The following is a 24,838-nucleotide window of genomic DNA, read 5'->3' on the forward strand; positions in this document are numbered from 1 at the left end:
TATGTACAAATGAAAATGCCTCTGGAACCCTTCGGACAAATGTACAAAAATTTGATGGATGGTCATTAATAAATAAATATATTTTCACTATTCCCTTGATGAAGAGAGTAAAAAAGCATTTTTTCTAAATTAAGAAGGCTCAAATTTGTGAATAACTTTGTCTATGGCTGTTCATTGGCAGGGGAAATCTAGATAGTAGATTTAGGGGGATTATTAGCTTGCGCACACTTGTGAGAAAAAAGATTGTTTCTATTGTTTTGAGTATGATTGTATTGGGTTCTATTTTTTTTTCATGGCCCGTAACTTCATGGGCTGCGAAGGCACCAATCTCTAAATCGGAAAATACGACCCCTTCAGGAATTCCGATCTCTGACCTGGAAGGTTTTGTTGACAATTATATGAAAGACTATATTGGAAAAACAACATCAGGGGCAGCAATTGTCATTTTAAAAGATAATCAAATTGTTTTGTCTAAGGGGTATGGGGATGCTGATATTGAAAAAAATATCCCTGTTGATCCCCAGAAAACTGTGTTTGAATGGGGGTCAATTAGTAAACTATTTGTCTGGACATCTGTCATGCAGATGGTGGAGCAAGGGAAAATCGACTTAAATGAAGATATTCGCAAATATTTGCCAGAGGGATTTTTGACAAAGTTGAAATATGATTCTCCTATTACAATGTTAGACTTGATGCACCATACTGCTGGATTCGAAGATTATATCTTTGAGTTAGGCTATTCATCACCGGATAAGGTCAAGTCCTTAGAAGAAGGATTAAAGCTGGCAGAACCAATACAGGTGTATAAACCTGGTGAAGTTGTAGCGTATTCTAACTTCAGTGCCTCTCTTGCAGCATATATAATTGAGCGTCTCACCGGACAGGACTTTTATCAATATGTTTCGGAACATATTTTTTCAAAAATAGGCAGCCAAAATGCCTCAATACATCCGAAGCTTAGTGACAATAAGAAGCTGTTAGAGAACAAGGCTACAGGGTATAAACCGGGGGGGCCATCACAATTTAACGAATCCAATGCGTTATATATATCAATGTATCCGAGTGGTGCAATAAATGGAAATGCTGAAGATTTAGCTAAATTTGCATCAGCGTTAATGCTGAAGGAAGGGGAGTCATCCCCACTGTTTCAAAAAAAGGAGACGTTGGATGAATTCCTAACTCAAAGCTACAGTGCTAATGATAACATACCCGGAAATGCCCATGGATTTTGGGAATACGCGGGTCAAAAGAGAGGCCTTACACACAGAGGGAATACGGAGGCTTTCTCTAGTAACTTCCATATTGTTCCGGAGGATAACTTTGCTGTTATTATACTGACAAATCAATCAGGAGAAGTGGATATTCGCTACGGCTTAACGAAGGAATTGGTCGGGGAGGAGCCTGTATCTGTTGCAGTTTCAAATGAAAACATGCCAGATGCCTCAGAACTTGAGGGAACGTATACGCCTGCCCAAAGAACGTATCATGGTTTTCTAAACTTCTATTACGAATTGCTTTCATTAAAAATTACCGCTGTTAGTGATCGTGAAATCCAATTGAACGCGTTGGGCTTAAACGCCAATTACATTCAAACAAGTCCTTATGTATATAAAAAAATAAAAGGTGATACGATATTTTCTACTATAGGGCCCATTTACTTTCATGTGAAAAATGGGAAAGTAACGCAAATTTCCGCCTCCACTTCAGATTATTTGCCGGTATCCACATGGAAATCGACGCCATTTCTGATTATTCATTTAATATTAGCGATCCTTTGTGTTTTGTATTTAATCATTTCGCCTTTTATTTTACTTTTCCAGGGAATCCGGCGGAGAAGAAAGAAACATCCTGCATCACCTCTGCAAAGGTGGAATAGCATTTTAATTTTAACAGGGACAGCAATCGTCATAAACAATTTCATATTGGTAGCTAGAATGCTTATGGTAAGTTTACGGGGTTATTCAGAAATTGTAGGACATATTATGATAAATTATGGATTAACTGCTTTAGGTGTCGTATCGATTGTCTTAATGCTGGTAAAAGGACGAAAAACAGAGATAACTAAATCACAAAAATTCTATTATAAATTATCAATGGTCATGTTCCTTATTCTCATCTTCCTGTTGATCGTTTGGCAGTTTTATAGTTAGACTTGTTTAATTTGATTGTGAAGGACCTTTACAGTATACGTGTACGGAGTTATTCATACGGATAATGTAAGTGCTTGCATAGTCGAATCTTAATAATTCCCGTTAATCCAGCCTAACTCATTTAAGTACAATCTTTTGCAATCCGTCCCGATTGTTGAACACAATTTAAACAACACACTTCAACTAACCTTCATTGGAAGTTGAAGTGTAACATTTAACAATGGATTGGGAGTTTGGAATGAGTCAAAATGATTGAAAAACATGTTGAAACTGAACAGATGGCAGTGTTTTCTTACTTCCATGGAAGGAACATTGGCCCTCAGCAGATTCTATAAGGATAAGCGATATTTAGACATGGTAATCATTCTGATAAAAGCAATTCTTTTCTAATTCTTTTATTTATATTATTTTTTTTGAAAAACAAAAGACCGTTTGGTCTCTTTGGTGAAATGTTTAGCAAGCAAAAGAAGGGATGTATAGGCTCAGCTAATGGTGGGTTTCTTATTGGTTATATCGAATACTGGCTTAGCAAATGGCTTATGGTGTGTTAACACCTTTTATGCAAACCGACTTATATTGAATTAAAAAAAGCAGGACTATTAGCAATAACGATGCCGCTTGGGTTTTCTGGCATTTCTCCAGTAGTTAGTGTTTAAGGTTGTACTTGAAACGTAGAATGCACAAATTAGTAAAGGGAGATAGATGATGGAGAACACGATTAAATTAAATGCCAATATGGAAATTTCAGTCCCTCCTGTGGCAAAATTAATTGGATTTGAGCCAGTAGAAGTTAAGAATGGAGAGTCCGTATTTAAATTAACGACAGAGGAAGTTCATTTCAATCCGATGGGAACTGTACATGGAGGTATTCTATGTGATTTGGCAGATGCAGCAATGGGAGTTGCATATGCTACATTGTTGAATGAACATGAAACTTTCACAACAGTCGAATTGAAAATCAACTACTTAAAACCCATATGGAAGACAACCATAAAAGCCCATGCTGTTGTAGTGAAAAAAGGAAGTACCATAGGTCTTATTGAATGCTCAATTTATGATGAAGATATGTCATTGGTTGCTAAAGCAAGTTCTACTTGTATGACTTTAAAAGGGAGAAATGCAAAGAACAGATAATCTTTAGCTTTATTTTAGGAGGGATTTCAATGACTCGTAGAGTTGTGATAACTGGATATGGTGCCGTTTCATGTTTAGGTAGTGATGTAGAAACTTTATGGAATAATATAAAGGCTTCGAAATCAGGAATTAAAAAGGTTGAATTTGAGAGCTATGAAGGTATTAGTACTAAAATAGGTGGTTATGTCGAAGGATTTTTTCCTGAAAATTATTTTGATAAAAAAGAGTTAGGAAAGTATGACAAATTTGTTCAATATGCATATGCAGCATCAAAACAAGCATTGGATCAATCAAAATTAACAATTGGGGATTTCGATGCTAATCGATGTGGAGTTTTCATTGGTTCGGGTATTGGTGGTATAGACACTGTACTAGAGAATCATAAAACACTTCTAGAAAAAGGACCGAGAAAAGTTTCTCCTTTTATGGTACCTATGATGATTAGTAATATGGCGGTTGGAATCATTTCAATAAAAACAGGATTCAAAGGAACTAGTTTTGCTCCTGTTTCTGCATGTGCAACTGGAAATCATGCAATTGGAGAGGCGTTTTTGAACATACGTCATGGTTATTCAGATGCCATTTTAGCAGGTGGGGCAGAAGCACCAATTAATCCATTAGCCTATTCAGGTTTTTCAAGAATGCAAGCGATGTCAACAAATAATGATTTTCCAACAGCAGCTAGTAGACCTTTTGATAAAAATCGTGATGGTTTCGTAATGTCTGAAGGAGCTGGAATTTTACTACTTGAAGAATATGAGCATGCAAAAAATAGAGGGGCAACTATTCTTGGAGAAATTATCGGATATGGGTCAACAACTGATGCTTATCATATTACTTCACCAGATTTTCAGGGTGCATTTAGAGCAATGAATCTCGCAATAGAAATGGCTGAAATTAATCATGGTGATGTTGATTATATAAATGCTCATGGAACCAGCACTCCAGAAGGTGATAAATCGGAAACGAAAGCAATAAAAAGTGTATTCGGTGACCATGCATATGCTCTAAAGGTTAGTTCGACAAAATCAATGACAGGTCATCTATTTGGTGCTGCTGGTGGGGTGGAAGCAATCATTACTATAAAAAGTATCTTGGAAAATATTGCACCTCCTACAATTAATTATGAACATTTCGATGAAGAATGTGATTTAGATTATGTACCAAACCACTCAGTGGATTGTAAGATAAATTATGCCCTTTCAAATGGTTTTGGTTTTGGAGGTCATAACGCTGTATTAGTATTTAAGAAGTTTTAAAATAAAGATTAAAATTTTGGAATTATATAAAAGTCCGGAACTCACACAATAACGGAAATAACTGAATTCACTTTGATTTGAAAACCATTAGATGATTAATCATAAATACTATTTATCTTTCTCCGCACAACTAATTTATTTTGTTAAATGTTTACTTAAACTAAAGATCCTTTAGCTTATGAACATGGGCCGGTTAGGGAACTCTTTTATCTTATTGAACTAGGGGCAGTTTAGTGAAAGAAGGAAATTGTACCTTTCGAAGAGAAATATAGTACAAATCGGAGGATGGTTTTTAATGATTGATAAAATATTTAGCGATTTTCCGAACTTAGAAACCGAAAGACTTAAACTTAGAAAGATAACTTTAGATGATATAGAAGATATGTATTCATACTGTTCTAATGAGGAAGTGCCAAAGTACGCTTCTTGGAACGCTCACAATTCTTTAGAAGAAACAAAGGAGACAATTGAACGGGTAATAAATCAATGGGAAAATAAGAATTTGGTTCATTGGGGTATCGAATATAAAGAAAACAGAAAATTGATTGGTACGATTGAATTTGTCATATGGGATACACAACATAAAGTAGCTGAAATCGGATATGCTCTATCCAAGGATTATTGGGGAATGGGATTTGCCACAGAAGCCGCAAGTGAAGTAATAAAGTTCGGCTTTAACAATATGAACTTAGTTCGTATTCAAGCAAGATGTTACTTAGAAAATATCGGTTCGGCACGCGTGATGGAAAAGGCAAAGATGTCCTTTGAAGGAGTCATTAGAAAAGGACTGCTCGCCAAAGGAAAACATCAAGATTTAAAAATGTATTCAATAATAAGCGAAGAGTTTTTTCTCATTAATAAAAGATAGTTATTTCGAATCAATGATTTGTAAGAGCCAAAGTAAAGAAAATTAGTACAATAAGTAAGTAAATTCGATATAAATCTTAACGTCTAAATATTAATAAGAGGAGAATGTCTATGGGAACTAACGAAGTAAAAAGTTTAAACTAAAATAAGCTCGGGGGTCAAAAATATGAAACAATTAGGGACGCTATACTTTTTCTGTGGAAAAATGGGAGCTGGAAAATCAACTAAATCAAAACAATTGGCGATAGATAAACATGCGGTACTGTTGTCTGAGGATGAATGGCTTTCATCTCTTTATCCCAATCAAATTGTTTCATTTGATGACTATCTAAAATTCTCTGTTCAGCTTAAACCATTGGTGAAAAAGCATGTCCAAAACATATTAAGTGTCGGTACAGATGTAGTGATGGATTTTCCAGCTAACACTCAGAAACTGCGAAAGTGGTTTTTGGATATCGCGTCAGAGGTCAATGCAAGCCATCAACTAATTTTCCTTAATTTAAATAACGAGCAATGCTTACGTCAAATTGCACAAAGGCGTAAAGAACAACCTGAAAGAGCAGCTTTTGACACGGAAGCGGTGTTTATACATGTTACTAAATTTTTTGAAGCACCAGAGGCATCCGAGGGTTTAAATATTTTAGAGTTTAGCGGAAAAGAATAACAAGGAGTTCAATGAATCGTGTGTATAGAGTACCTTTTTTTCTGGGAGGTGCTCTATATGATATAAAATGAAATGTGTGAGTAAGAAAAGTTTCAATGTATATATGTTAAAATCGATGTAACTTTGCGAAGTGGTACACTTAAACTATCGGGTGCTTTACTTCAATAATGGAGTAAAGCTTTTATTTTGTTCAAGTATAGGGGCGGTATTCCTGTAATAAACTTTAGTTTGTGAAAAAAGTGTACTTAATCGAACGAGTGCATTGGATCAAGAAGGATTAACCGCCTTTTTGTTGAAGTCCTTATTAAACAAACGGTACCGGATAATTAATGAATTTCTGATTCAAAATTTATTTTCGGGGGCAAAAATGAAACCGATTCAATTGATAGAACTAACAAAGGATGTAGAAATTCTTTATTCTAATACGATTGTCGAATTATCCTCAAAACGAAGGAAAGAAGTAGAAGATTTTTGGGAAGAAATTAACCAACAAAACGCATTTCATAGGGGAGAAGTTTTTAATGTTCAAAGTATTATTGAAGAGCAGAACTCGTACAAGATAGTGATTAACTGTACCGATTATGCTCACTATTTACATACTGTTAGAAACCGTATTACAGATGATGAAGGGTGTAAAGTTGTATTTGGAGCTGGATTAGTTGAAACAAATGATTCAAAATTTGTCTTTGGTGAAATGGGTAATCATACGGCGTACCCTGGAAGGTTTCAGTGTGTGGGTGGTGGGTTGAGTTGGAATGATAAGAAAGATGATTATTTCGATCTTAAAGAAAATGTTTTACGTGAACTTGCTGAAGAGTTAGGGATTTATGAAGCTAATAAGATTGAAAAGTGTACACCAGTTTTTATTAAAACAGGTGGAACATTTGATTTCATAGTAGTTCTGTATCACATTAAATTAAAAATAACCTCCTATGAATTAATTGAAAGCTATAAACATTTTACAGAAGAACTTCTGCTAAAAGGTGAAAAACCTGAATTTCAAAGTGTGGTTTATTTGGAGAATAATATAGATTCAGTATCCAATTTTTTTGACGGCAAAAGGTATTGCGAAGAATATTTACAACCATATTTAGAACAAATGGCTCGTTAGAAAAATCGTATTAACAGGGCAGTTTTCTTTTGCGTTGTCCAGGAAGGATTAACGCCTTTTGTTGAATTCCTCATCATTTATGATGCAGGTTGGCATAACAAGGAAATTTCTGAAGGAAATAGAATTAAGTCAGTGGTATTGAAATAATCCGACATATTTGTGCAGGAAATGTCGGGTAAACAAATACCTTTTCTTGTAAAATTTAATAAGTAGAAGGAGAGGAGTAATGGATTGGATAGATAGAATGAATAGTGCTTTGGATTACATTGAAAACAATCTGGAGGAGGATATAAATTATAAAAAAATTGCACAAGTAGCTCATAGTTCCGAGTATCATTTTTCAAGGATGTTTTCATCTATTTCTGGAATATCCCTATCTGAATATATCAGACGGAGACGCTTAACCCTTGCTGCATTTGATATTCAAAAAAGTGACATCCGAATTATAGACGTAGCCTTAAAATATGGCTATGAGTCCCCTGATTCTTTTTCCCGTGCTTTTCAAAAGACGCATGGAGTTAAACCTTCCGAAGCTCGTAACCAAGGGGTAAAATTAAAAGCCTTTCCTAGAATTTCCTTTCAAATTTCGATAAAAGGGGATACCGAAATGGAGTATCGAATTGAGAATCTTGATTTTGATCTAAAAGTTGCAGGTAAAGGTAAGGCAGTCAAAACGAGTAGAGCCTTTAAAACAATTCCCACGCTTTGGAGTAGTGCCAAAAAAGATGGATTTATGCAACAATTGATTGATATGTCCTGGGAAGAACCAAAATGCACACTTGAAAGTCTTTTGGGCGTTTGTGGAAAAGAGGCAGCCATTATGGATGAAGAATTTACATATTTTATGGGTGTCAGATATAATAAAGAGATTCCAAGTGATATGGAAATACTCTCTATAACTCACAGGACCTGGGCTGTATTTCCAGGTATAGTGAATGCTTGGAAACGATTATACACAGAATGGGTTCCGACTTCTGGATATGAACTGGCGGATATACCTTGTATCGAATGTTATTATCCACCCAAGCATAAACCAAGAAACGAACTTTGGGTGCCCGTAATTCCAAAATAAGTTTTATTCTCCTTTTTTACAAAACTTAAATTAGAATATCGATTGTAAAAAATTATACTTAAACAAACAGGTGCGTTGATCAAGCAGGATTAACGCATTTTTTGTTGAACTCCTTATTGAACAAACGTGGAAAAGCACATTATTGAAAAATGCTTGTAGTGAATGTGCTTAAACAAACCGTTTAGTTTAGTTGAATATAATGTTAGAGATAAATTATATATAGAGCAGCTCAAAATCTAAAAACTGAGCTGCTTTTTTTGCAATGTTATTGGAAAATCATGGTGACAAAAAGTTGTATAAGGTGTAAAATTACACTATAAATTCATTTTTGGGGGTGATAAATTGAAAAAATTCTTAACGATTTTATTGGGTTTAGTAGGTGTGATAGTTATCGTTATTGGTTATGTTCAATATAAATTGATTTCTACCGAAAAGGCAGTTTTTGAATATTTAACGGTTAACAAAAACCTTCCAGAGGAAACCATAACGATACAACCTTTTATAGCGAATTTATCAGGTGATAAAAATTGGATGGTTTCTGTTACGATTAAAGGAGATTCCTATACATACTATTACTTCTTGAACGGTCAAAACAAAATAGTTTTGGAATCTGTGGACAAGAATGGTGAAGGAGATGTTCTAAACCAAATAATGAATTAAAAGTTCTTATTCGACGGAGAATAGTTGAATACCAAGATGTTGTAAAGTGAAGGAATACTAGGTGTATTGAAATCCAATACTACAAGTCCGCATAACGTTTTCCTTATTGCAATAATCAGTGGGCTTATCCAATAAGGATAAAATCCACTTTTTCTTACTCGAACGGAATCTAGATTAAGTTTCTGTGTACCTTGAGACCTACGTGCAATTTCCACGTAAAATGCTATAGAGGCCTCTCTGATAGAAAGGATACATATCATTCAGCTCCATAATATGAGTTTGAATTGGGACACCATACATTAAAGCAAGTAATTGAACGACAACGTCAGTGTATCTGGAGGAGTGGATGGACGGTATCTCCGAGAGATAGTAGATAAATACCTCTTGCAAGTTCAGGGGCTTGACCTTTTGCTCGAATGCTTTTGCATTAAATAAGTAATATTCATAAGATGAAAGCTCGATGGCGGCAGGTTTCTCAGTGAGCTTACTATAATAATGGATGAGGGAAACCATGATTTTTTTGCCAGGTATAAAATCTTCGCAAATCGTTTGAAAAACGTGATACAAACCTTCCTCTCCCGAATAACGTTTGCAGTGGGTGTCAAAGCTTCTGTCATAAAGCCATTTTCGTACAAAATAGTCCAGCACTTGTTCCTTGTAATGGAAGTAGTTAAAAAACGTTACTTTGGTCGTATTGACGTTCGTACACAATTCATCAACGGTAATGTCATTTAGATTTTTAAATTCCAGAAGCTTTATCATTTCTTCAAGTATCGATACTTTCAAAAGTGCAGCCTTTTTTTCCCTAACCCCAAAATGTTCCACGAATAGATTCCTTCTTTCTCTGTTTTCTTATCCAGGACACACAGCTTAAGATAAAAATTATGATGGCCAGACTATAAAAAAGTGAAGTAGCCATGCTCTTTGTAATCGTAAAAGCACTTCCCGCATTTACAATACCTCTGGGAACCGCCGATTGATAGGTAAGCATTACGAATATCAAGATGTTTTCCAGGTAATCACAGATCATGGCAATCAATGGGAGGGACAATACAATTTTTGAAAAAGAGGAATGGCTCGTTGGAGCTGATTTCCCGGTCAACTTATGGGAAAAGCGGATAAGCAAACCGAACAAACACAATCCGGCCAGGCAGTTTAGCAACGGAAAGAAAAAATCCAGCGGTAATTGCACATGCGTATACACGTTATACCCTTCCTCAGACAGCCGGGATAGAAATTTAACCGCATACGTAAAACTATAGCCCAACGGCTTAACATCAAATATCATTAAGCCGCCAGCTTCCTTAACAATCCTAGGGATGGAATACGTCTGCATGAACAGGTAAATGGCTTGTGAACTAATTAAAAACATAAGCCACATCTTAATAGTTACGCCTTCGAGTTTACGGATCAAGGAAGTACCTCCTCAACATATTTTTACCCAAGTAAATTAATTAACTGGAGTTAATTAAATTTTATGATGAGGATGATTCCTTGTCACCATGTTCTGTTCGGCAAATAACGACATGAGAGGTATTACAATAGAAAGGTGGTCCGATTTTAGTGAAAAATAATAGGAGAGCTTGCTAGCGCCATACTTTTTATCACCAGGTACGGAGTTTCTTCAAAAAAAGTGTCCTGAAAATTCAGGACACCTTCTATCCATGAAAACGCATTGCTTTTCTTCGTTAATTCCAGATTGCTAGTTCCTCAGTTTACCATTAATCAATAATTCCTTAATACCGAGAAAGTATGCCTAATACAACTGCTATCACAGAGAATAATAAGGCGATGGGGCTATATAAAGAACGGCCAAAGAAAAGTTCCTTCGAGGGCTTTCTGGTCGGAATTCCCAAACGAATAATAAAATGTAGTTGAATTTCTTATTGAACAAAACGGGGGAGTTTAGTTTTGAAACACGACGGTAACTTTTAAACTAAACATTTGGTTATTTATGGTATTATTTTATAAAGGTTCGATTAAAGGGGAGAAGAGAAATATGAAAAGGTTTTTAAAAGGAGCATTGTTAATTATCGGATTAGTTATTATTGCAGGAACAGTTATTTTTGGAATATCAGTCGATCGTTCAGTTCCACAAGGAGTCGATTTGGGATTCGGAATTTTTTACTTAATTGCGTTTTTAGTGGGTGGCATATCTATTTTTTTAAGTACAAGGATTGCCATTCGTCAAGATAATTAAATCGATAATCATTCACTGCGGTCAATGTAGTTATGACTAACAGGTTCGTGCAACGAGTAGTTGAGGTAAAAGAGAAAATATTCTAATATTTTATGTGAAGAGGGGTATAAATGAATACTATTAATAGTTGGATAGTCTTTATTTTTCTTGCTTTCATTACTGTTCTAATGGTCAACAAAGGAGTAGATTTATGGTCTCTTGGAACAAATGTGGATGGTGATGGCATTGGAGTATACTTTTTAGGATTAGAAATAAATGACCGAGTACCAGAAGCGAATATTCCTTCATATGCAATTGGTTTCTTTGTTGCAAGTTTTATTACTTTGTTCATTTCCCTTGCACTTATTGTAAAAACTTTTTTAAAGTTAAGAGGTAACACAACAGCAAGTTAAGTAGTTATATATTCAGCTAACGGGTGCGATGGTCCAGGAGGATTAAAGCACCTTTTTGTTGAATTCCTTATTAAACGAACGGGGCAGGTTAGCTCAAGAAGATTTGATTAGTTTTATTTATGGGAATAATAGGAGAAGCGTGTTTAGATATAGAAATACTTAACAGGTGACATAATTAAGGAGGATGGTATGAGCAAATTTAGTCTATTTAACAAGTTTATGGTACAAGAAGGCGAAAAAGAAAAAATGGTTGATATTCTGTTGGAAGCGGGAGAATCAATGAAGAACCTGGATGAATGTGAAATATATCTTGTGAATATTTCTGAGAATGAGCCAAGTTCTGTTTATGTTTATGAAGTGTGGGCTAATGAAGATGCCCATCAAGCGTCACTAAGTCTCGAAGCTACCCAGACATTAATAAGTCGTGCGAAACCAATTATTACTGGTATGGAAAGAATCAGCACCTTAATAACAAAAGGTGGGAAGGGCATTTCATCTAATTAGAATTAAACTCCATAATATAGGACTGGCTGTCATGTGGCAACTTTTTTCTTATTCAAAGCAAAGGTTGTGAACAAACGTACTTATATATACGGGTGGGTGCGATGATCCAGGAAGGATTACCGCACTTTTTTGTTGAACTCCTTATTGAACAAACGGGTTAGTGGAAGAAGAATATAGTTTTTAATTTGAGGATTTCCAAAGATACTGCATATTATTTATCCCCTAAACGCTACTTAATGCCGATAAACATAAAACGGAATATTCTGTGAATATAAGGTCAACCTATTTGTTTTAGAAAAATTTACAAGGCGGATGGCTTTGTTCAATCGAAACCTCATTTGGTACAGACTTAATCAATATACAGGCTTTCATGCAATTGTTTATAAATATAGATTCCATTTATGTAAGTGGCAAAGTTCTTTTATATGTAATTGATACAATGTAAATCTGATACTAGCAGTAATTTTGTAATAGTAAATATAAGGGGAATTTCAAGATGAAAACAAATCAAAGTATTCATGATGCAATCGAAGTATCTATACGATTTCTTGAATCTAATGCAGAATTTGATATTGAACGTGGCGAAAACGGACGTAGGAAATGGAATGGGGCGTGGTGGCATATGGCTACTCTTTATGAAATGGGGGAGGTTAAACAAATTCCTGCTTCCGCTATTGCCAGAGCAAAATATTTGCTTGAGGTTCAAACTTGGCCAACCTTCGTCATAAACGCCGATGATTATCCAACAAGTGAAGCCGATAGAATGAAGATGGACTGTTGCCATTGTGAGCTTGCCGTATATTATATGGTTTTGATGGCATATGGCTGTGATTTGGATAAGGATCTACCTTGGATTCGAGAATGGTTCCTGAAGCATCAGCTGCCTGATGGAGGACTGAACTGTGAGCCTACAGCTTATACTCATTCTCATAAGAGCTCTTTTGTTTCAACACTACCTCCGCTTGAGGCTATCCTTTGGTATACAAACAGACCATTCACAGAGCAGGAATCCGTTTTCTTGGATGAAGGTGCACGTTACTTGATAGAACATAGTCTTGTATGTTCCAAAGAAAGTGGACACGTCGTCAATATGGAGTGGCTGAATCCTTGTTTTCCAAGGTTTTTTGAATATGATATCTTGCGGGGAATGTTTTTTTTGGTAGAGTGGTCACAGCGTAGGAACAAACCGCTCCCAGTCAGCCTACTAAATGAAGGGTTGCAAAGATTAAATAACCATATCGAAAAAGCAGGCTTGCGAATAGGCAGGCAAGTATTCGATCCACTAGGTCCATGGGGAGGACTCACCTTTCCGCTATTAGAAGAAGTAGCTAGAATTGGCAACGTATCACCTTATCTAACCAAACAATTGGCTGCAATTATAAGGCAATTGGAGCATGCTACTAATGAGTGAAACTGTTAAAGCAATATACTGAGAGTGATCAAGTGCCAGCAAATGCTTGTAAAGTAAACAGCTGTATTTGGCACTCTTATTCAAGAAGAACCAAGGTGCCTATTTGAATCGCAAGTTTTTGATAGAGGGAGGCTAATGCTGATGCAGCAAAGTAAACCCCAAGTTTCCTTAAGAACGGGGAATAGTAAAGATGCGGAAGCCCTTTTGGAACTTGAAAGGGAAGTTCTTTTAGAAAGCGAATTTATGATTTCGGTTATAGAAGAGTTCGAAGAAACCACTGCGCAAATGAGGAGCTGGTTCCAGAAAATCTTAGAGAATGATAGGGAAACTCTAATTGTAGCTGAAATGAAACAGAAAGTTGTCGGGTTTATTGTCTTTCGTTCCAAAAATACGAAAAGACTTTCTCATACGGGTTCCTTTTCTGCAATGGTTAAGAAAGAATACAGGAACCAGGGCATTGGCAAACTGCTAATTAAAGAACTGTTAAACTGGGCGGAGCAAAACCCCTTGATTGAAAAAGTAAGCTTAGGTGTATTATCAACAAATCAACGGGCGATTTCACTTTACAAAAGTATGGGATTTGTTGAGGAAGGGCGAAAAATAAAAGAAGTAAAGTTTAATGAGGAATTTTATGCCGATGACATTCTTATGTATAAAGAGGTTTGACCCATTTATGTTAATTGAGGAGGTAGTATAGTTTATTTCATAAGAATTAATTGAACAATAGGGAAGAAAAAGGACAAAAGAATCTATTCATAAAGAAAGTGTGCGATTTACATATAAACCTAAGACATGGTTGATTTAAAAAGTATTTTTATAACAGCCTGTTGATTCAGATAGGATTATACTCTGTTTCGTTTCTTTCTTGATTACATAAAACCCCGGATCGGCCTTTTGTTGAATTTGTAATGTCTAAACGATCTATCATGTTAAAAAGAAAAATGATTATATGGGAGGGGTTTTGTTGTTTTTTGAAATGACGTATCAAATTCGCGTTACTGATATTACTGAAGGTCAAAAATGGTATCAATCATTCTTGAAAAAGGCACCAGATTTTATTCCGCATGATGGCTTTGTGGAATGGGAGGTGGTACCTGGATGCTGGTTACAGGTAGCTGAAGGAACACCTTCCTCAGGCAGCGGACCTCTTCGCTTGGCTGTAAAAGATGTAGAAGCGGAAAAGTCAAGGCTGGGTCGTGATTTAAAGGTTGAGGATTTTAAAGTATTCTCCCGCGAGGAAGTCCCAGTAAAGTGGTGCACTTTTTCTGATCCTTGGGGAAATCGAATTGGTTTATTCGAATACATAGATAAGAAGGAAGAAAATAAAAGAATTGAAACCATTCTAGGTAAAATAGAGGTTTAACATTCAAATCCTTTGAGTGTATAAACCGAACTGCTTGGACGATTCCACTAAAAGGGGGAGAGTTTTTTGAAAAAATTCATTCTCTATTGGAGGATATTTGTCATTGTGGCGTTAGTGGTACTTTTCTTGACGAATGTCATAAGCCAATTCACATTCCTATCGTTTCTTTCAGGAATTATCATCTTTTATGGAATTCCTTGGTTATATACTAGTCTGTTTTCGCAAACTTTGTTGCTAATAGAAGAGATAAAGGTTTAGTATTCAGTTGATTGGAGCAGAAGGTGCGAGCTCGTTCGAAAATGCAAAAAACGCATTTTCTCCTGCGGTGCTTTTTCAGAGAAGATTATTCAACGTCCTGCGGGACAAGCGGGCCAGTGAGACCCCGCAGTCGCTTTAGCGACGAGGAGGCTCACCGCCTGCCCCGCGGAAAGCGAGAATCCTGGAGCGGAAATCAACTACTACAAAAAACAACAATACTTAAGAAAACAGCCATATGCTAAGATATAACTAAAAAATAGCATTTTAAATTGTGAAGAAATGCAGGTAACGTAATGGTGCTGGGTCCAAGAAGGATTCAGCACTTTTTTGTTGAAATCCTAATTGAACAATAAGAGAACGGGAAAGAGTTTGTGCAACAATTGGGATTTCATCATATGGTTATTAATGCACCTCTAATAAAGAAGGAGGAATATATATGCTGTTTATGCTGATTGTCAAAGCCTCGGAAAATTCAGAAGCTGGAAATCTCCCAAGCTCTGAGCTTATTGAAGCCATGACGAGGTACAATGAGGAATTAGTTGAGGCTGCGTGCGGGTTATGGCAAAAGGGCTTCATCCAAGTTCAAATGGGATTCGCATTTCGTTTCCGAAACCAGAGGAAAAGCCCGTGGTTACCCATGGCCCATTTACGGAATCGGATGAATTGATTGCCGGGTTCATTCTAATTGATGTGAAGTCGAGGGAAGATGCCATCGAGTGGGCCATGCGAATGCCGGACCCGCAAGGACATGGGGAAGGTCAAATAGAATTGCGTCAAGTATTTGACGTGCCAGAGCTTACGGAGGATAAGAAAAAGGATGGGTGAGTTATTTAATGATTATTAATACAGATTTAGTATCAAAATTAATAAACGAACAGTATCCAGAATGGTCTGATTTAAATATTACGCCCGTCAAAAATGGTGGAAATGATAATAGAACTTTTCATCTTGGCGAATATATGAGTGTTAGGTTACCAAGTGCAGCAGGTTATGCACCACAAGTTGAAAAAGAACAAAAATGGCTTCCGATTTTAGCTGAAAAACTTTCATTACCAATTCCGATTCCAATAGCGAAAGGCAATCCGAACGAAGAATATCCCTGGTCCTGGTCCATTTATAAGTGGCTTGAGGGCGAACCCCTTTCTTATAACATTATCGACAACCTTAATGATGTTGCAAAAGACTTGGCAGTATTTTTAAAAGAATTACAATCCATCGATTCCAGCGAGGGACCCTTAGCTGGTGAGCATAATTTTTATAGAGGTGGTTCATTATTTGTTTACAATGAAGAATCCCATAATGCTATTGAGAACAACAAGGGGGATTTTAATAAGGATTTGTTGATTAAAATATGGCAGTTAGCTTTAGATTCTGAATGGCAACAAAAGCCTGTCTGGATACACGGTGATATAGCACCTGGGAATTTGCTAGTTAAAGATGGAAAGCTCTTTGCTGTTATTGATTTTGGCATTCTGGGAGTAGGCGACCCTTCTTGCGATGCAGCAATGGCTTGGACTTTCTTTGATGATGAGAGTAGAAAAGTGTTTAAGAATGAACTAAATTTAGACGAGGGAACCTGGAATAGGGCACGAGGATGGGCTCTATGGAAGGCGTTGATAACGTATGATGCTCAAAAAAACACTGATAAAGTAAAAGCAAAAGAAGCATTTAAAACTATTCAGATAATAGAAGAAGAATACCTAGAGACTATAGAAGAAGCTATTAACCGGGGAAGCATTTGAATAGACTGGAATTAGAGTGAATTAGAGGAGTTGCATTAGGCACTCCTTTTTCTTATGGAACAAACAGGTACAATTCTTCTAAAACAGTAAGGGAAAACATTTAATTTTAAAGGTTTTAGAGATATACTCAGTAATTCTCCTTACTTTTAAGAGCCCTAAGGATATGCAACGTTTTACAAAACTAAACAAAAGTTTTAATAAAATGATTAATTATTTGACAAAAAATTCTTTACATTGTAAATATTCTGAATTAGTATTGTATACAATTATTCAATTATACAGGAAGGAGGGAAAAAGGGTGCTTACGGAAAAAAAGATAGCTAGAATCTCTGCAAAAGATATTGCTTATACCGAGTTAAAAAAAAGAATCATAAATTGTTCGTTTAAACCAGGTCAACCTATTATAGAGGATGAATTAGCAAGTCAATTGGAGATTAGCCGAACTCCTCTAAGAGAGGCGCTGCAGAGGTTGGAGTTAGAGGAATTTGTTGTCCGGCAATCTAATGGACGATTGAAAATCGCACCAGTATCAATACAAGAAGTAAAAGAATTATTTTTAGTTCGTAGTATGTTAGAAAGAGTTGTGATTGTAAACGCAATTGAGAAGATTACAGAGCAAGAAATAATGCATCTTTCCTATTTAGTCACAATGCTAAAGAAAACATCGAGAGAAGGAAACCATGAAGATGTTAACCCTTTCGGCAGTCAATTCCACACTTTTCTATATAACCTTTGCGACAACAAAACCGTTGTTAAAATTTTGTACCAGCTCCATGATCGTATCACTAGATATAAAAGATTAGCCCATTTTATTGATACCAAAAAAACATCAGATGAGCATGAAATTATTCTTGATTACATCATTAAAAAAGATAAAGAAAAAGCTGAATTAATAATAAAAAGACATGTTTTGGATTCGAAGGAGCAAGCCTTAAAAATTGTAAAAGTGTATGAAGATGCTATTAAAAATGTGTAGGCTAGGGGGGATTATATGTCTTATGCAGTAATTGGAGCTGGTAACACAGGACAAGCAATCACAAGCTACCTCTCTCTAAATGGAAAGAAGGTAAAACTATACAGTCGAAGTCCTTTAAAAGCGGAAAAGCTAACACAGCAAGGCCTTAATCTTAAGGGGATGTACTCTGCTAAGGTTTCTATTGAAGCTTCTGCCAATATTGATGAGGTTATCGAGGATGCAGAATTTATTATTGTCACAACTACTTCTTCGGGGCACAAACCAATCTTTAGACAACTCAAACCATTCTTAAAAAATAATCAGACAATTGTCATCTTCCCAGGTTATTGGGGGGCAGCGGAATGTAAAGAAGTTCTTGGTTCTGTCATGGAAGAAAGAAGTATTACGATTGCAGAAACGAGTGCAATGCCATTTGTTAGTAAAGCTGATAATGAGGGATCAGTTTATATCAATAAAATTAAGAATAATGTTCAAGTCAGCTCTATCCCTACGTCAAAGAATCGTTCCATATCGACATCATTGTTAGAAGCATTTCCACAATTAATACCAGCCAATAATATTTTTGAAACTTCATTGAACAATACAAACGTTGTTATACATACCCCAATTACGTTATTTAATGCCAGCAGGATTGATGCTTCGGAGGAGTTTAAATTTTATACAAATGGTGTTTCTCCTTTAACAGTATCCTATGTTGAAAAACTTGATGAGGAAAGGAGAAGACTAGCAGACTTGCTTTTAGTAGAAACAAAAGATGTTTTATCCTTGTTAAATGAGTTTTATGAAACAGACTATTCCACCCTTTATGAAGCTTTACCGGGATTATTTCCAGAAGCAAGCGCACCAGCTACTTTAGATCACAGGTATATGACTGAAGATATTCCTTTTGGCCTTGTTCCTATATCTGAACTAGGAAGAAAAATGGGGATAGAAACCCCTTATACAGATTCAATCATTCATACAGCCTCATTACTTATGAATAAAGATTTCAGGAAAGAAGGAGTCAATTTTGAAGGCCTAACGAAAGAAGATATAGTTAGTTTAAGAGGGCTTACACAAGTTATTTAAAAAATAGGAGGTAAGGAAATGGCCGAACTACAGATAGGAAATAGAATTAATGTCTTAAATAAAAAGGTAACTGCGGTTGATTTAATTACGATTGTTATTTTTGCCGTTTTGTATCGTGTTCTTTGGTATTTCTTCAAATTTGCAGGAGTTGTTTTCCCTTTCAACCATACTTTTGTCTATCTTTTTTGTGCATTTTGTTTGGTTTTATGCTGGGTTGTTGTAAGAAGGCCTTATGCTTCAGTGTATTTTACTGCAGCCTGGTGTGCGATAAACTTTTTTCTTCAAGGAGAACTCCCAATTTATTGGATTCTTGTCGTAGCTGCTCCAATTATACCTGAACTCTATTTAAAGAATAGAAGTAAATCCTTTAGCAAGCCTGATGATGTATATTCCAGCACAAAAGATTTAGTTGTAGCTGCAGTGATTTACAACGTTGTTTACGAGGCTTTTGTTTGGTGGAGTATTCTTTATCCTTATCAGATTCCTGTTCCTTTTAACTTAATTGCAATTGTTTTTGGAATTTCTATTATTGGAATGATTATCGGTGCTGTCATTGCGAAACCGCTTGGACTAAAATTAAAAGCTCTCATAGGTTAGAAACCTGATGATTTACTTGGAGGTGTGCAGGAAATATGGCAGCGATAGATTTTGTTTCTAATCTTGATACAGATACTTGGGTTCATAGGCTAGATCCAAGAACAAAACTAATTTTAATATTAGCATTCGTTATTATTCCTCTTCTGTTTATGGATCCTCTTTACTTATCAGCGGTCTTACTGTTGGGTCTGCTGGTGTGGTTTTCTGCCAAGATTAAAATTAAGTCTATAGCGCCCTTGCTGGGGACAATCGTTATACTCGCTCTATCTGCAGTGATTTTTTCAACATTCTATAATTACAACCATGCCGATGCAGTAGTTCTTTTTTCTATCGGATCTCTTCAAGCTACTGATATTGGGCTATTATCCGGGTTAGTACTTGGTTACAGGATTGCGATTCCATGTTTTATGACAATAGTCATCATTTCAACTACAGACCCTGCCTTACTGGCAAAAGGGTTAATGAAAATGAAAGTTCCTATGAGTATTGCCTTCATGTTTTTAGGAACATTGCGTTTTTTCCCTTTAGTATTCGAAGAGCTCACGAATATTTCCAATGCTCAAACGATTCGAGGTGTAAATAAGAAGGGAATAAAGGGCAGTTGGAACAGTTTTAGATTGGCTGCTTTTCCGCTTTTAGTAAACTCGTTAAGAAGGAGCAGGACAATGGGTCTTGCTGTTGAAAGCAAAGGATTTAGTAAAATGGCTTGGCGTGAATACTATCAAGATATGAAACTCACAAAAGTGGATATTACTATTATCGTATTAGCGATTCTATTCTTTGTTGCTGCATTCTATGTAAGATATGTACTGGGACTAGGCGGAAACAATTCAATAGTCGCTTAATCTATAGTATAGATTGAGACTCTTCAAAAAAAGGAGGGAGCTTATGGATCATAACAATATTATTGAGGTAAGAGAGTTTAGTTTTTCATACCCGGGTGTAGAAGCAAAAGCTTTGAATAACATTAACTTAGAAATCAAGAAGGGGGAATTTGTCCTCATTTCCGGCACCAGTGGAAGTGGAAAGACAACTCTTGCAAAATGCCTTAATGGGATCATTCCCCACCTCTCCGAAGGGGACCTGACTGGAGACATATTTATTAATGGATTGGATACCCAAGGAGTTCCAATGCATGAACTTTCCTCCGAAATCGGAATGGTGTTCCAAAATCCTGAAGATCAGATTTTTTCTATACGGGTAGAAGATGAAGTCGCTTTCGGAGTGGAATGCCAAGGGTACACGAAAGAAGAAATACAAAAACGTGTTCAGTATGGCCTTCAAAAATTAAGATTGGAAGACATTAAAAAGCACATTACATTTTCTTTATCAGGAGGGCAAAAGCAAAAGGTGTCAATTGCAAGTAACTTAGCAATGTTGCCCTCGATTCTGATACTTGATGATCCAACAACGGATCTGGACCCAATTAGCAAACAAGAAGTAATGGATATACTTTCAGAATTAAAAGAAGAAATAGATACAACCTTCCTTATTATCGAGCATGATTTGAATGATTTGATCGAGTTCATTGATAGAGTGATTATCATGCATGAAGGGGAAATTCTTTATAACGGAAGTCCAAGTGAAATATTTTATAAGCATTTTAGAGAGTTGGATGATTTGGGAATTCGAATCCCAGACCATATAAGGCTAGGGAAATATCTTTTTGATAAAGGTTTTAAATACGGGTCCTTTCCGATATCAAAAAAGGAAGTTTCAGAATGGGCAAAACACCTGCTAACTTCTCAAAAGTTAAAGCTCCCCATGGCTGAATCTCAATTAACCAGTAAGAAACAGGAAAGGGTTGCTAAACTAAAGGATGTAAACTTTAGTTATCAAAAAGGCAAGCAAATTTTGTTTGATATAAATTTGGATATTTATCAAGGAGAGCTTTTGGCAATAGTCGGACATAATGGCTGCGGTAAATCCACATTAATGAAAAATCTCATTGGATTATTAAAGCCTTCTCAAGGCTCGGTCGAAATCAATAACAAAAATACCAAGGATTACAAGGTCCAAGACATAATATTAGACATTGGGTATGTCTTTCAAAATCCGGATAATCAACTCTTCTGTAATTCTGTTGAAGAGGAAGTGCAATTTGGTTTAATAAATAGAGGCTACAGCAAAGAGATAATCAACGAACGTGTTGAATTAGCCCTCAATACTGTGGGATTACAGAAAAAAAGAAAGGACCATCCTTTTTCTTTGAGCAGAGGAGAACGGCAAAGATTAGCCGTGGCTACGATGTTAGTTTCAAATCCGAAGATTATACTATTGGATGAACCAACCACAGGCCAGGATGAGCAAAGCTTAAAAGCACTTTTAACCTTAATGGAAGATCTAATTAAGGAAAAAGAAGCAACAATTGTAATGATTACTCATGATATGGAAGTCGTGGCCCAATATGCCAGCAGAGTCGTAGTCTTAGATGCAGGCAGAATTGTTCTGGACGGAAGCCCAAATGAAGTCTTTTTTAGAAACTATCAAAAACTGCATTCGTTAAAATTAAAGCCGCCAATAATATCACAATTCTCAGCACAATTAAATGAGTACGGCTTTCCCCAGGTTTCAAATTGGAACATGTTTAGTAATCAATTTATTAGTAATGACAAAGAGGTTATTCAAGATACAACAAAAGTATCAGTTATTTAATAGTACACCTGTCAGAACCCCATTACCTACAATGTTTTCTACTATTAAAAAGCCTACTTTACCGCCTGATTTTGAAGACGTGAAGTAGGCTTTCTCTTTTGTTGCAGGTTTGGATAGCTGTTTTGAGGATTTTCTGAGAAGTATAGGGAACAAATGTTTTATTTGGTTTAACTTGGACTTTTGACTGAAGGTTGTTACTCTAATGGTAGGTTGAGTCATTATTAAAGAATAGAGGTCAGTTTATGGAAGTCCAAGATATAATCATTGCTATAACAGATCGCTTAAAAGATATTCAAGGTATTTCGGCCATTGTGCTTGGGGGCTCCAGGGCTAAAGGAACCCATACCCCAGAATCGGATATTGATATTGGCATTTATTATGATTCTCCTGAAAATCTAGACATCCAGTCTCTTCAACGATTGGCTGCAGATCTTGACGATGCCCATCGGGAAAATATAATAACACCGGTTAATGAGTGGGGAAGGTGGGTAAATGGCGGAGGTTGGCTAAAAGTTCAAAATTATTCTGTTGATTTCATTTACCGTGATTTAAACTTGGTCTCGGAAACGATAGATGACTGTTTAGCAGGAAAAATAACAATCGACTATTATCCAGGACATCCTCACGGGTTCCTTAACAGCATATATTTAGCAGAAACAGCTGTCTGTAAGATCCTTTGGGACCCGGAGAGAAGGGTTGCTCATTTAAAATCAAGAACAAAACCCTTTTCTGAAACATTTAAAAAAGCCATAATACAAAAATTTCTTTGGGAGGCATCCTTTTCTCTGGATGGAGCAAAAAAGGTTCTCACTAGGGAAGATGTATCTTATGCTGCTGGATGCTGTTTTCGCAGTGTCTCTTGCTTAAATCAAGTGCTATTCTCACTAAATGAACACTATTGTACAAATGAAAAGGGTGCTGTTGACCTGATTAGTTCCTTTAGTATTGTACCTGAAAACTATAAGGGAAGAATCCATGAGGTTTTTAACCTAATCACAACAGAACAAGGCCAATTAACAAGAGCAATAAATAATCTTCATATGATTATTGTAGAAACGGAAGAACTCATTATGAAAAATATTAAATAAGTGAGTTTATTAGATCTGGCTGCTTTTTGAAGTCTTTTTTTGGGATAATGCCCTAGCCCTTTTGGAAGGATTCTGAAGCATTATGTCGAATTATAAACTAGAGTTCTACTAAATTTTGGATGTCATTTGTTTGGAAAAATTAAATAGGATCGACGCAGAACAACTTACTATTGTCGATGAGGAGGTCGTTTAATATAAAAAATCCCATAATTGTTCTCTTAACATTAGCGGTTGAGACTGCCATCACATACTTCGCTGCAACAAAATTTTCAGTTCGTTTTATTGAACTAATGTTTTTCGCGGGGTTACTATTTTCAGTGGTGACTTTTTATTTTTCCAGTAGTGGGGGGAAAATTTCTGAACTTCATTCTTCCCAAATAAGCGGACAGACAGGCCTTATTCAGAAAAAAGAACCATTTGTCTTTAAAAAAGGCCCCATTTTTATAGGTTCAGCTCTATTCCTGCTAGTTGGTCTTATACTATTTATACTGCTTATTTCTGGGGTCATCCTTCCCGCTGGCGCCTCATAACTTTGGAATGGCATAGCCTTTAGTTAATTGACTAGAAATGAGGTGGAATGAATGGATTTGTGGTTTTACATAACTATTATTGTTGGGCTTAGTCTCCTGTATTATGGGTACGAAAACAAAAAGAAATATGATATTAAACTGAAACAAATCGAGTTGGAAGAAAAAAAGCTGGATTTGGAAATGATAAAAATAGAAGCTGGACTAGTGAATCAAGATCGAAACGAATAACAAAACAATACCTTTTAGAGGCGGGTTGCACCAACACACCATAACATCGGACACACATGCCTCACATAAGTGGTTAGATTTGATTCAGTGTATGTTTAAAGGATATTCGTTACGCAAGGCATTACAAATGATTGGAGTTTATTTTGTTACCCTTCATTGGAGACTCACTCTCAACAGATGTGTCTTATGAAAGGCTCCGACTATCATTTTTTGAAGCTAGGGGGGATTATAATGCAACAACGATTATGTAATGAAGCTATACCATACTTAAAGCAGATAATAAGAGAAAATATTGAATACGAACAACCTATCCTATCGAATGAGGATAGGTTGGTTGATATAAACTTTAATGAAGATTTGACTATTACATTTCTCGTAAACGATTCCGATACCGAGTTATTCAAATATGTCCAATTTAGAGATTTGCAATTAGAGCAGATAAATAGTAAAACGCTATTAGATATTGGGATAAATAACCTTTATAGTTTAGCTGAAGAAAATGGATTGAGAATACAAGAATTGGACGATGATTGTTCTGCATTATTACTTGATGGGAACTTTGAAGCAACTCTAGTTCTATTAGATGATTTGTGGGATAATACATTAAATCAATACGCACCTGACGGCTTTGCGGTAGCTATTCCTTCAAGAGATGTTCTTGCTTTTTGCAATCTAAATTCGAATAAAGGTATTCAAAAATTAAAAAATGTAATATCTAATGTTTGGGAAAATGGAGAATATCTTCTTACCGATAAGATTCTAAAAAGAAACGAGGGTAAATGGACCTTTTAATAATTTGTTAATGCTTAACCTTAACAACAAAAGGACCTCTAAATGGGTCCTTAAAAAATTACTAAAATCAAGATTATTATTCAATAGAGCCTATATTTATGGAGTTTGGATCCTGCC

General features: G+C 36.0%; 25 protein-coding genes and 2 pseudogenes. 25 read left to right on the forward strand and 2 right to left on the reverse strand.

All coding sequences use genetic code 11. The features are described 5' to 3' along the window. Window positions 1-218 precede the first annotated feature (218 nt). The 8 genes from A8F94_RS00245 to A8F94_RS00280 all read left to right on the forward strand — a co-directional run bounded on the left by A8F94_RS00245 (window position 219) and on the right by A8F94_RS00280 (window position 8,917). Complete coding sequence (locus A8F94_RS00245) at window positions 219-2,150, forward strand: serine hydrolase domain-containing protein (RefSeq protein ID WP_077247496.1); 1,932 nt, start codon at window positions 219-221, stop codon at window positions 2,148-2,150. A 705-nt stretch (window positions 2,151-2,855) separates the two neighbouring features. Beyond that, window positions 2,856-3,284, forward strand: coding sequence for a PaaI family thioesterase (locus A8F94_RS00250; RefSeq protein ID WP_077247497.1), 429 nt, complete (start codon window positions 2,856-2,858; stop codon window positions 3,282-3,284). A gap of 29 nt (window positions 3,285-3,313) precedes the next feature. Next, a complete protein-coding gene (gene fabF, locus A8F94_RS00255) occupies window positions 3,314-4,543 on the forward strand; it encodes a beta-ketoacyl-ACP synthase II (RefSeq protein WP_066193781.1) in 1,230 nt (409 codons plus the stop codon). Between the two features lie 295 nt (window positions 4,544-4,838). Further along, the gene (locus tag A8F94_RS00260) at window positions 4,839-5,411 is read left to right on the forward strand and encodes a GNAT family N-acetyltransferase (RefSeq protein WP_066193784.1); all 573 of its coding nucleotides are present in this window, start codon (window positions 4,839-4,841) and stop codon (window positions 5,409-5,411) included. A 165-nt stretch (window positions 5,412-5,576) separates the two neighbouring features. Then, on the forward strand, window positions 5,577-6,074 hold the full coding sequence (locus A8F94_RS00265) for an AAA family ATPase (RefSeq protein ID WP_066193787.1): 498 nt from the start codon (window positions 5,577-5,579) through the stop codon (window positions 6,072-6,074). A gap of 367 nt (window positions 6,075-6,441) precedes the next feature. After that, window positions 6,442-7,185: a hypothetical protein gene (locus tag A8F94_RS00270; RefSeq protein WP_066193789.1), complete on the forward strand. Its 744-nt coding sequence runs from the start codon at window positions 6,442-6,444 to the stop codon at window positions 7,183-7,185. Window positions 7,186-7,411: 226 nt separating this feature from the next. Beyond that, a complete protein-coding gene (locus A8F94_RS00275) occupies window positions 7,412-8,257 on the forward strand; it encodes an AraC family transcriptional regulator (protein WP_066193791.1) in 846 nt (281 codons plus the stop codon). Window positions 8,258-8,599: 342 nt separating this feature from the next. Continuing rightward, the gene (locus tag A8F94_RS00280; RefSeq protein ID WP_066193793.1) at window positions 8,600-8,917 is read left to right on the forward strand and encodes a hypothetical protein; all 318 of its coding nucleotides are present in this window, start codon (window positions 8,600-8,602) and stop codon (window positions 8,915-8,917) included. Between the two features lie 198 nt (window positions 8,918-9,115). Here the strand turns inward: A8F94_RS00280 and A8F94_RS00285 are convergent, their stop codons facing one another. Beyond that, a complete protein-coding gene (locus A8F94_RS00285) occupies window positions 9,116-9,742 on the reverse strand; it encodes a TetR/AcrR family transcriptional regulator (protein WP_066193795.1) in 627 nt (208 codons plus the stop codon). Continuing rightward, the gene (locus tag A8F94_RS00290) at window positions 9,723-10,331 is read right to left on the reverse strand and encodes a hypothetical protein (RefSeq protein WP_066193798.1); all 609 of its coding nucleotides are present in this window, start codon (window positions 10,329-10,331) and stop codon (window positions 9,723-9,725) included. The genes A8F94_RS00285 and A8F94_RS00290 overlap by 20 nt, the downstream gene beginning before the upstream one ends. A 585-nt stretch (window positions 10,332-10,916) precedes the next feature. On the opposite strand from A8F94_RS00290, the gene A8F94_RS00295 reads away from it, so the two are divergent. From A8F94_RS00295 to A8F94_RS00375, 17 genes and pseudogenes are all read left to right on the forward strand, one after another. After that, the gene (locus A8F94_RS00295) at window positions 10,917-11,117 is read left to right on the forward strand and encodes a hypothetical protein (RefSeq protein ID WP_066193803.1); all 201 of its coding nucleotides are present in this window, start codon (window positions 10,917-10,919) and stop codon (window positions 11,115-11,117) included. Window positions 11,118-11,227: 110 nt separating this feature from the next. Then, window positions 11,228-11,509, forward strand: a complete 282-nt coding sequence (locus A8F94_RS00300) for a hypothetical protein (protein ID WP_066193804.1) — start codon at window positions 11,228-11,230, stop codon at window positions 11,507-11,509. 189 nt (window positions 11,510-11,698) lie between these two features. After that, a complete protein-coding gene (locus A8F94_RS00305; RefSeq protein ID WP_066193807.1) occupies window positions 11,699-12,013 on the forward strand; it encodes a putative quinol monooxygenase in 315 nt (104 codons plus the stop codon). 496 nt (window positions 12,014-12,509) lie between these two features. Continuing rightward, on the forward strand, window positions 12,510-13,424 hold the full coding sequence (locus A8F94_RS00310; protein WP_066193810.1) for a hypothetical protein: 915 nt from the start codon (window positions 12,510-12,512) through the stop codon (window positions 13,422-13,424). A 135-nt stretch (window positions 13,425-13,559) separates the two neighbouring features. Further along, window positions 13,560-14,090, forward strand: a complete 531-nt coding sequence (locus tag A8F94_RS00315; RefSeq protein ID WP_066193812.1) for a GNAT family N-acetyltransferase — start codon at window positions 13,560-13,562, stop codon at window positions 14,088-14,090. A 298-nt stretch (window positions 14,091-14,388) separates the two neighbouring features. Continuing rightward, a complete protein-coding gene (locus tag A8F94_RS00320; RefSeq protein WP_066193814.1) occupies window positions 14,389-14,787 on the forward strand; it encodes a VOC family protein in 399 nt (132 codons plus the stop codon). A 694-nt stretch (window positions 14,788-15,481) separates the two neighbouring features. Further along, window positions 15,482-15,870 (forward strand): annotated as a pseudogene (locus A8F94_RS00330) (YciI family protein). Window positions 15,871-15,878: 8 nt separating this feature from the next. Then, the gene (locus tag A8F94_RS00335) at window positions 15,879-16,787 is read left to right on the forward strand and encodes an aminoglycoside phosphotransferase family protein (protein ID WP_066193819.1); all 909 of its coding nucleotides are present in this window, start codon (window positions 15,879-15,881) and stop codon (window positions 16,785-16,787) included. A 298-nt stretch (window positions 16,788-17,085) separates the two neighbouring features. Further along, a complete protein-coding gene (locus A8F94_RS00340; protein ID WP_066193822.1) occupies window positions 17,086-17,763 on the forward strand; it encodes a GntR family transcriptional regulator in 678 nt (225 codons plus the stop codon). Between the two features lie 15 nt (window positions 17,764-17,778). After that, on the forward strand, window positions 17,779-18,831 hold the full coding sequence (locus A8F94_RS00345) for an NAD/NADP-dependent octopine/nopaline dehydrogenase family protein (protein WP_066193826.1): 1,053 nt from the start codon (window positions 17,779-17,781) through the stop codon (window positions 18,829-18,831). An 18-nt stretch (window positions 18,832-18,849) separates the two neighbouring features. Next, the gene (locus tag A8F94_RS00350) at window positions 18,850-19,428 is read left to right on the forward strand and encodes a hypothetical protein (RefSeq protein WP_066193829.1); all 579 of its coding nucleotides are present in this window, start codon (window positions 18,850-18,852) and stop codon (window positions 19,426-19,428) included. 35 nt (window positions 19,429-19,463) lie between these two features. Further along, window positions 19,464-20,273: an energy-coupling factor transporter transmembrane component T family protein gene (locus A8F94_RS00355; RefSeq protein ID WP_066193832.1), complete on the forward strand. Its 810-nt coding sequence runs from the start codon at window positions 19,464-19,466 to the stop codon at window positions 20,271-20,273. Window positions 20,274-20,316: 43 nt separating this feature from the next. Next, entirely contained in the window at window positions 20,317-22,083 is a 1,767-nt protein-coding gene (locus A8F94_RS00360) for an ABC transporter ATP-binding protein (RefSeq protein WP_066193837.1), read from the forward strand. Window positions 22,084-22,325: 242 nt separating this feature from the next. Then, window positions 22,326-23,171 (forward strand): nucleotidyltransferase domain-containing protein, encoded by an 846-nt coding sequence (locus tag A8F94_RS00365; protein ID WP_066193839.1) that lies wholly within the window; start codon window positions 22,326-22,328, stop codon window positions 23,169-23,171. A 581-nt stretch (window positions 23,172-23,752) separates the two neighbouring features. Next, on the forward strand, window positions 23,753-23,929 hold the full coding sequence (locus A8F94_RS25505; protein WP_175384321.1) for a hypothetical protein: 177 nt from the start codon (window positions 23,753-23,755) through the stop codon (window positions 23,927-23,929). 44 nt (window positions 23,930-23,973) lie between these two features. Continuing rightward, window positions 23,974-24,092: pseudogene (locus A8F94_RS26060) on the forward strand (IS1595 family transposase); the annotation flags it as partial. A gap of 68 nt (window positions 24,093-24,160) precedes the next feature. Then, window positions 24,161-24,721 (forward strand): hypothetical protein, encoded by a 561-nt coding sequence (locus A8F94_RS00375; protein ID WP_066193847.1) that lies wholly within the window; start codon window positions 24,161-24,163, stop codon window positions 24,719-24,721. Window positions 24,722-24,838 lie beyond the last annotated feature (117 nt).

The sequence above is a fragment of the Bacillus sp. FJAT-27225 genome (genome assembly GCF_001685025.1).
GTDB lineage: Bacteria > Bacillota > Bacilli > Bacillales > Cytobacillaceae > Bacillus_D.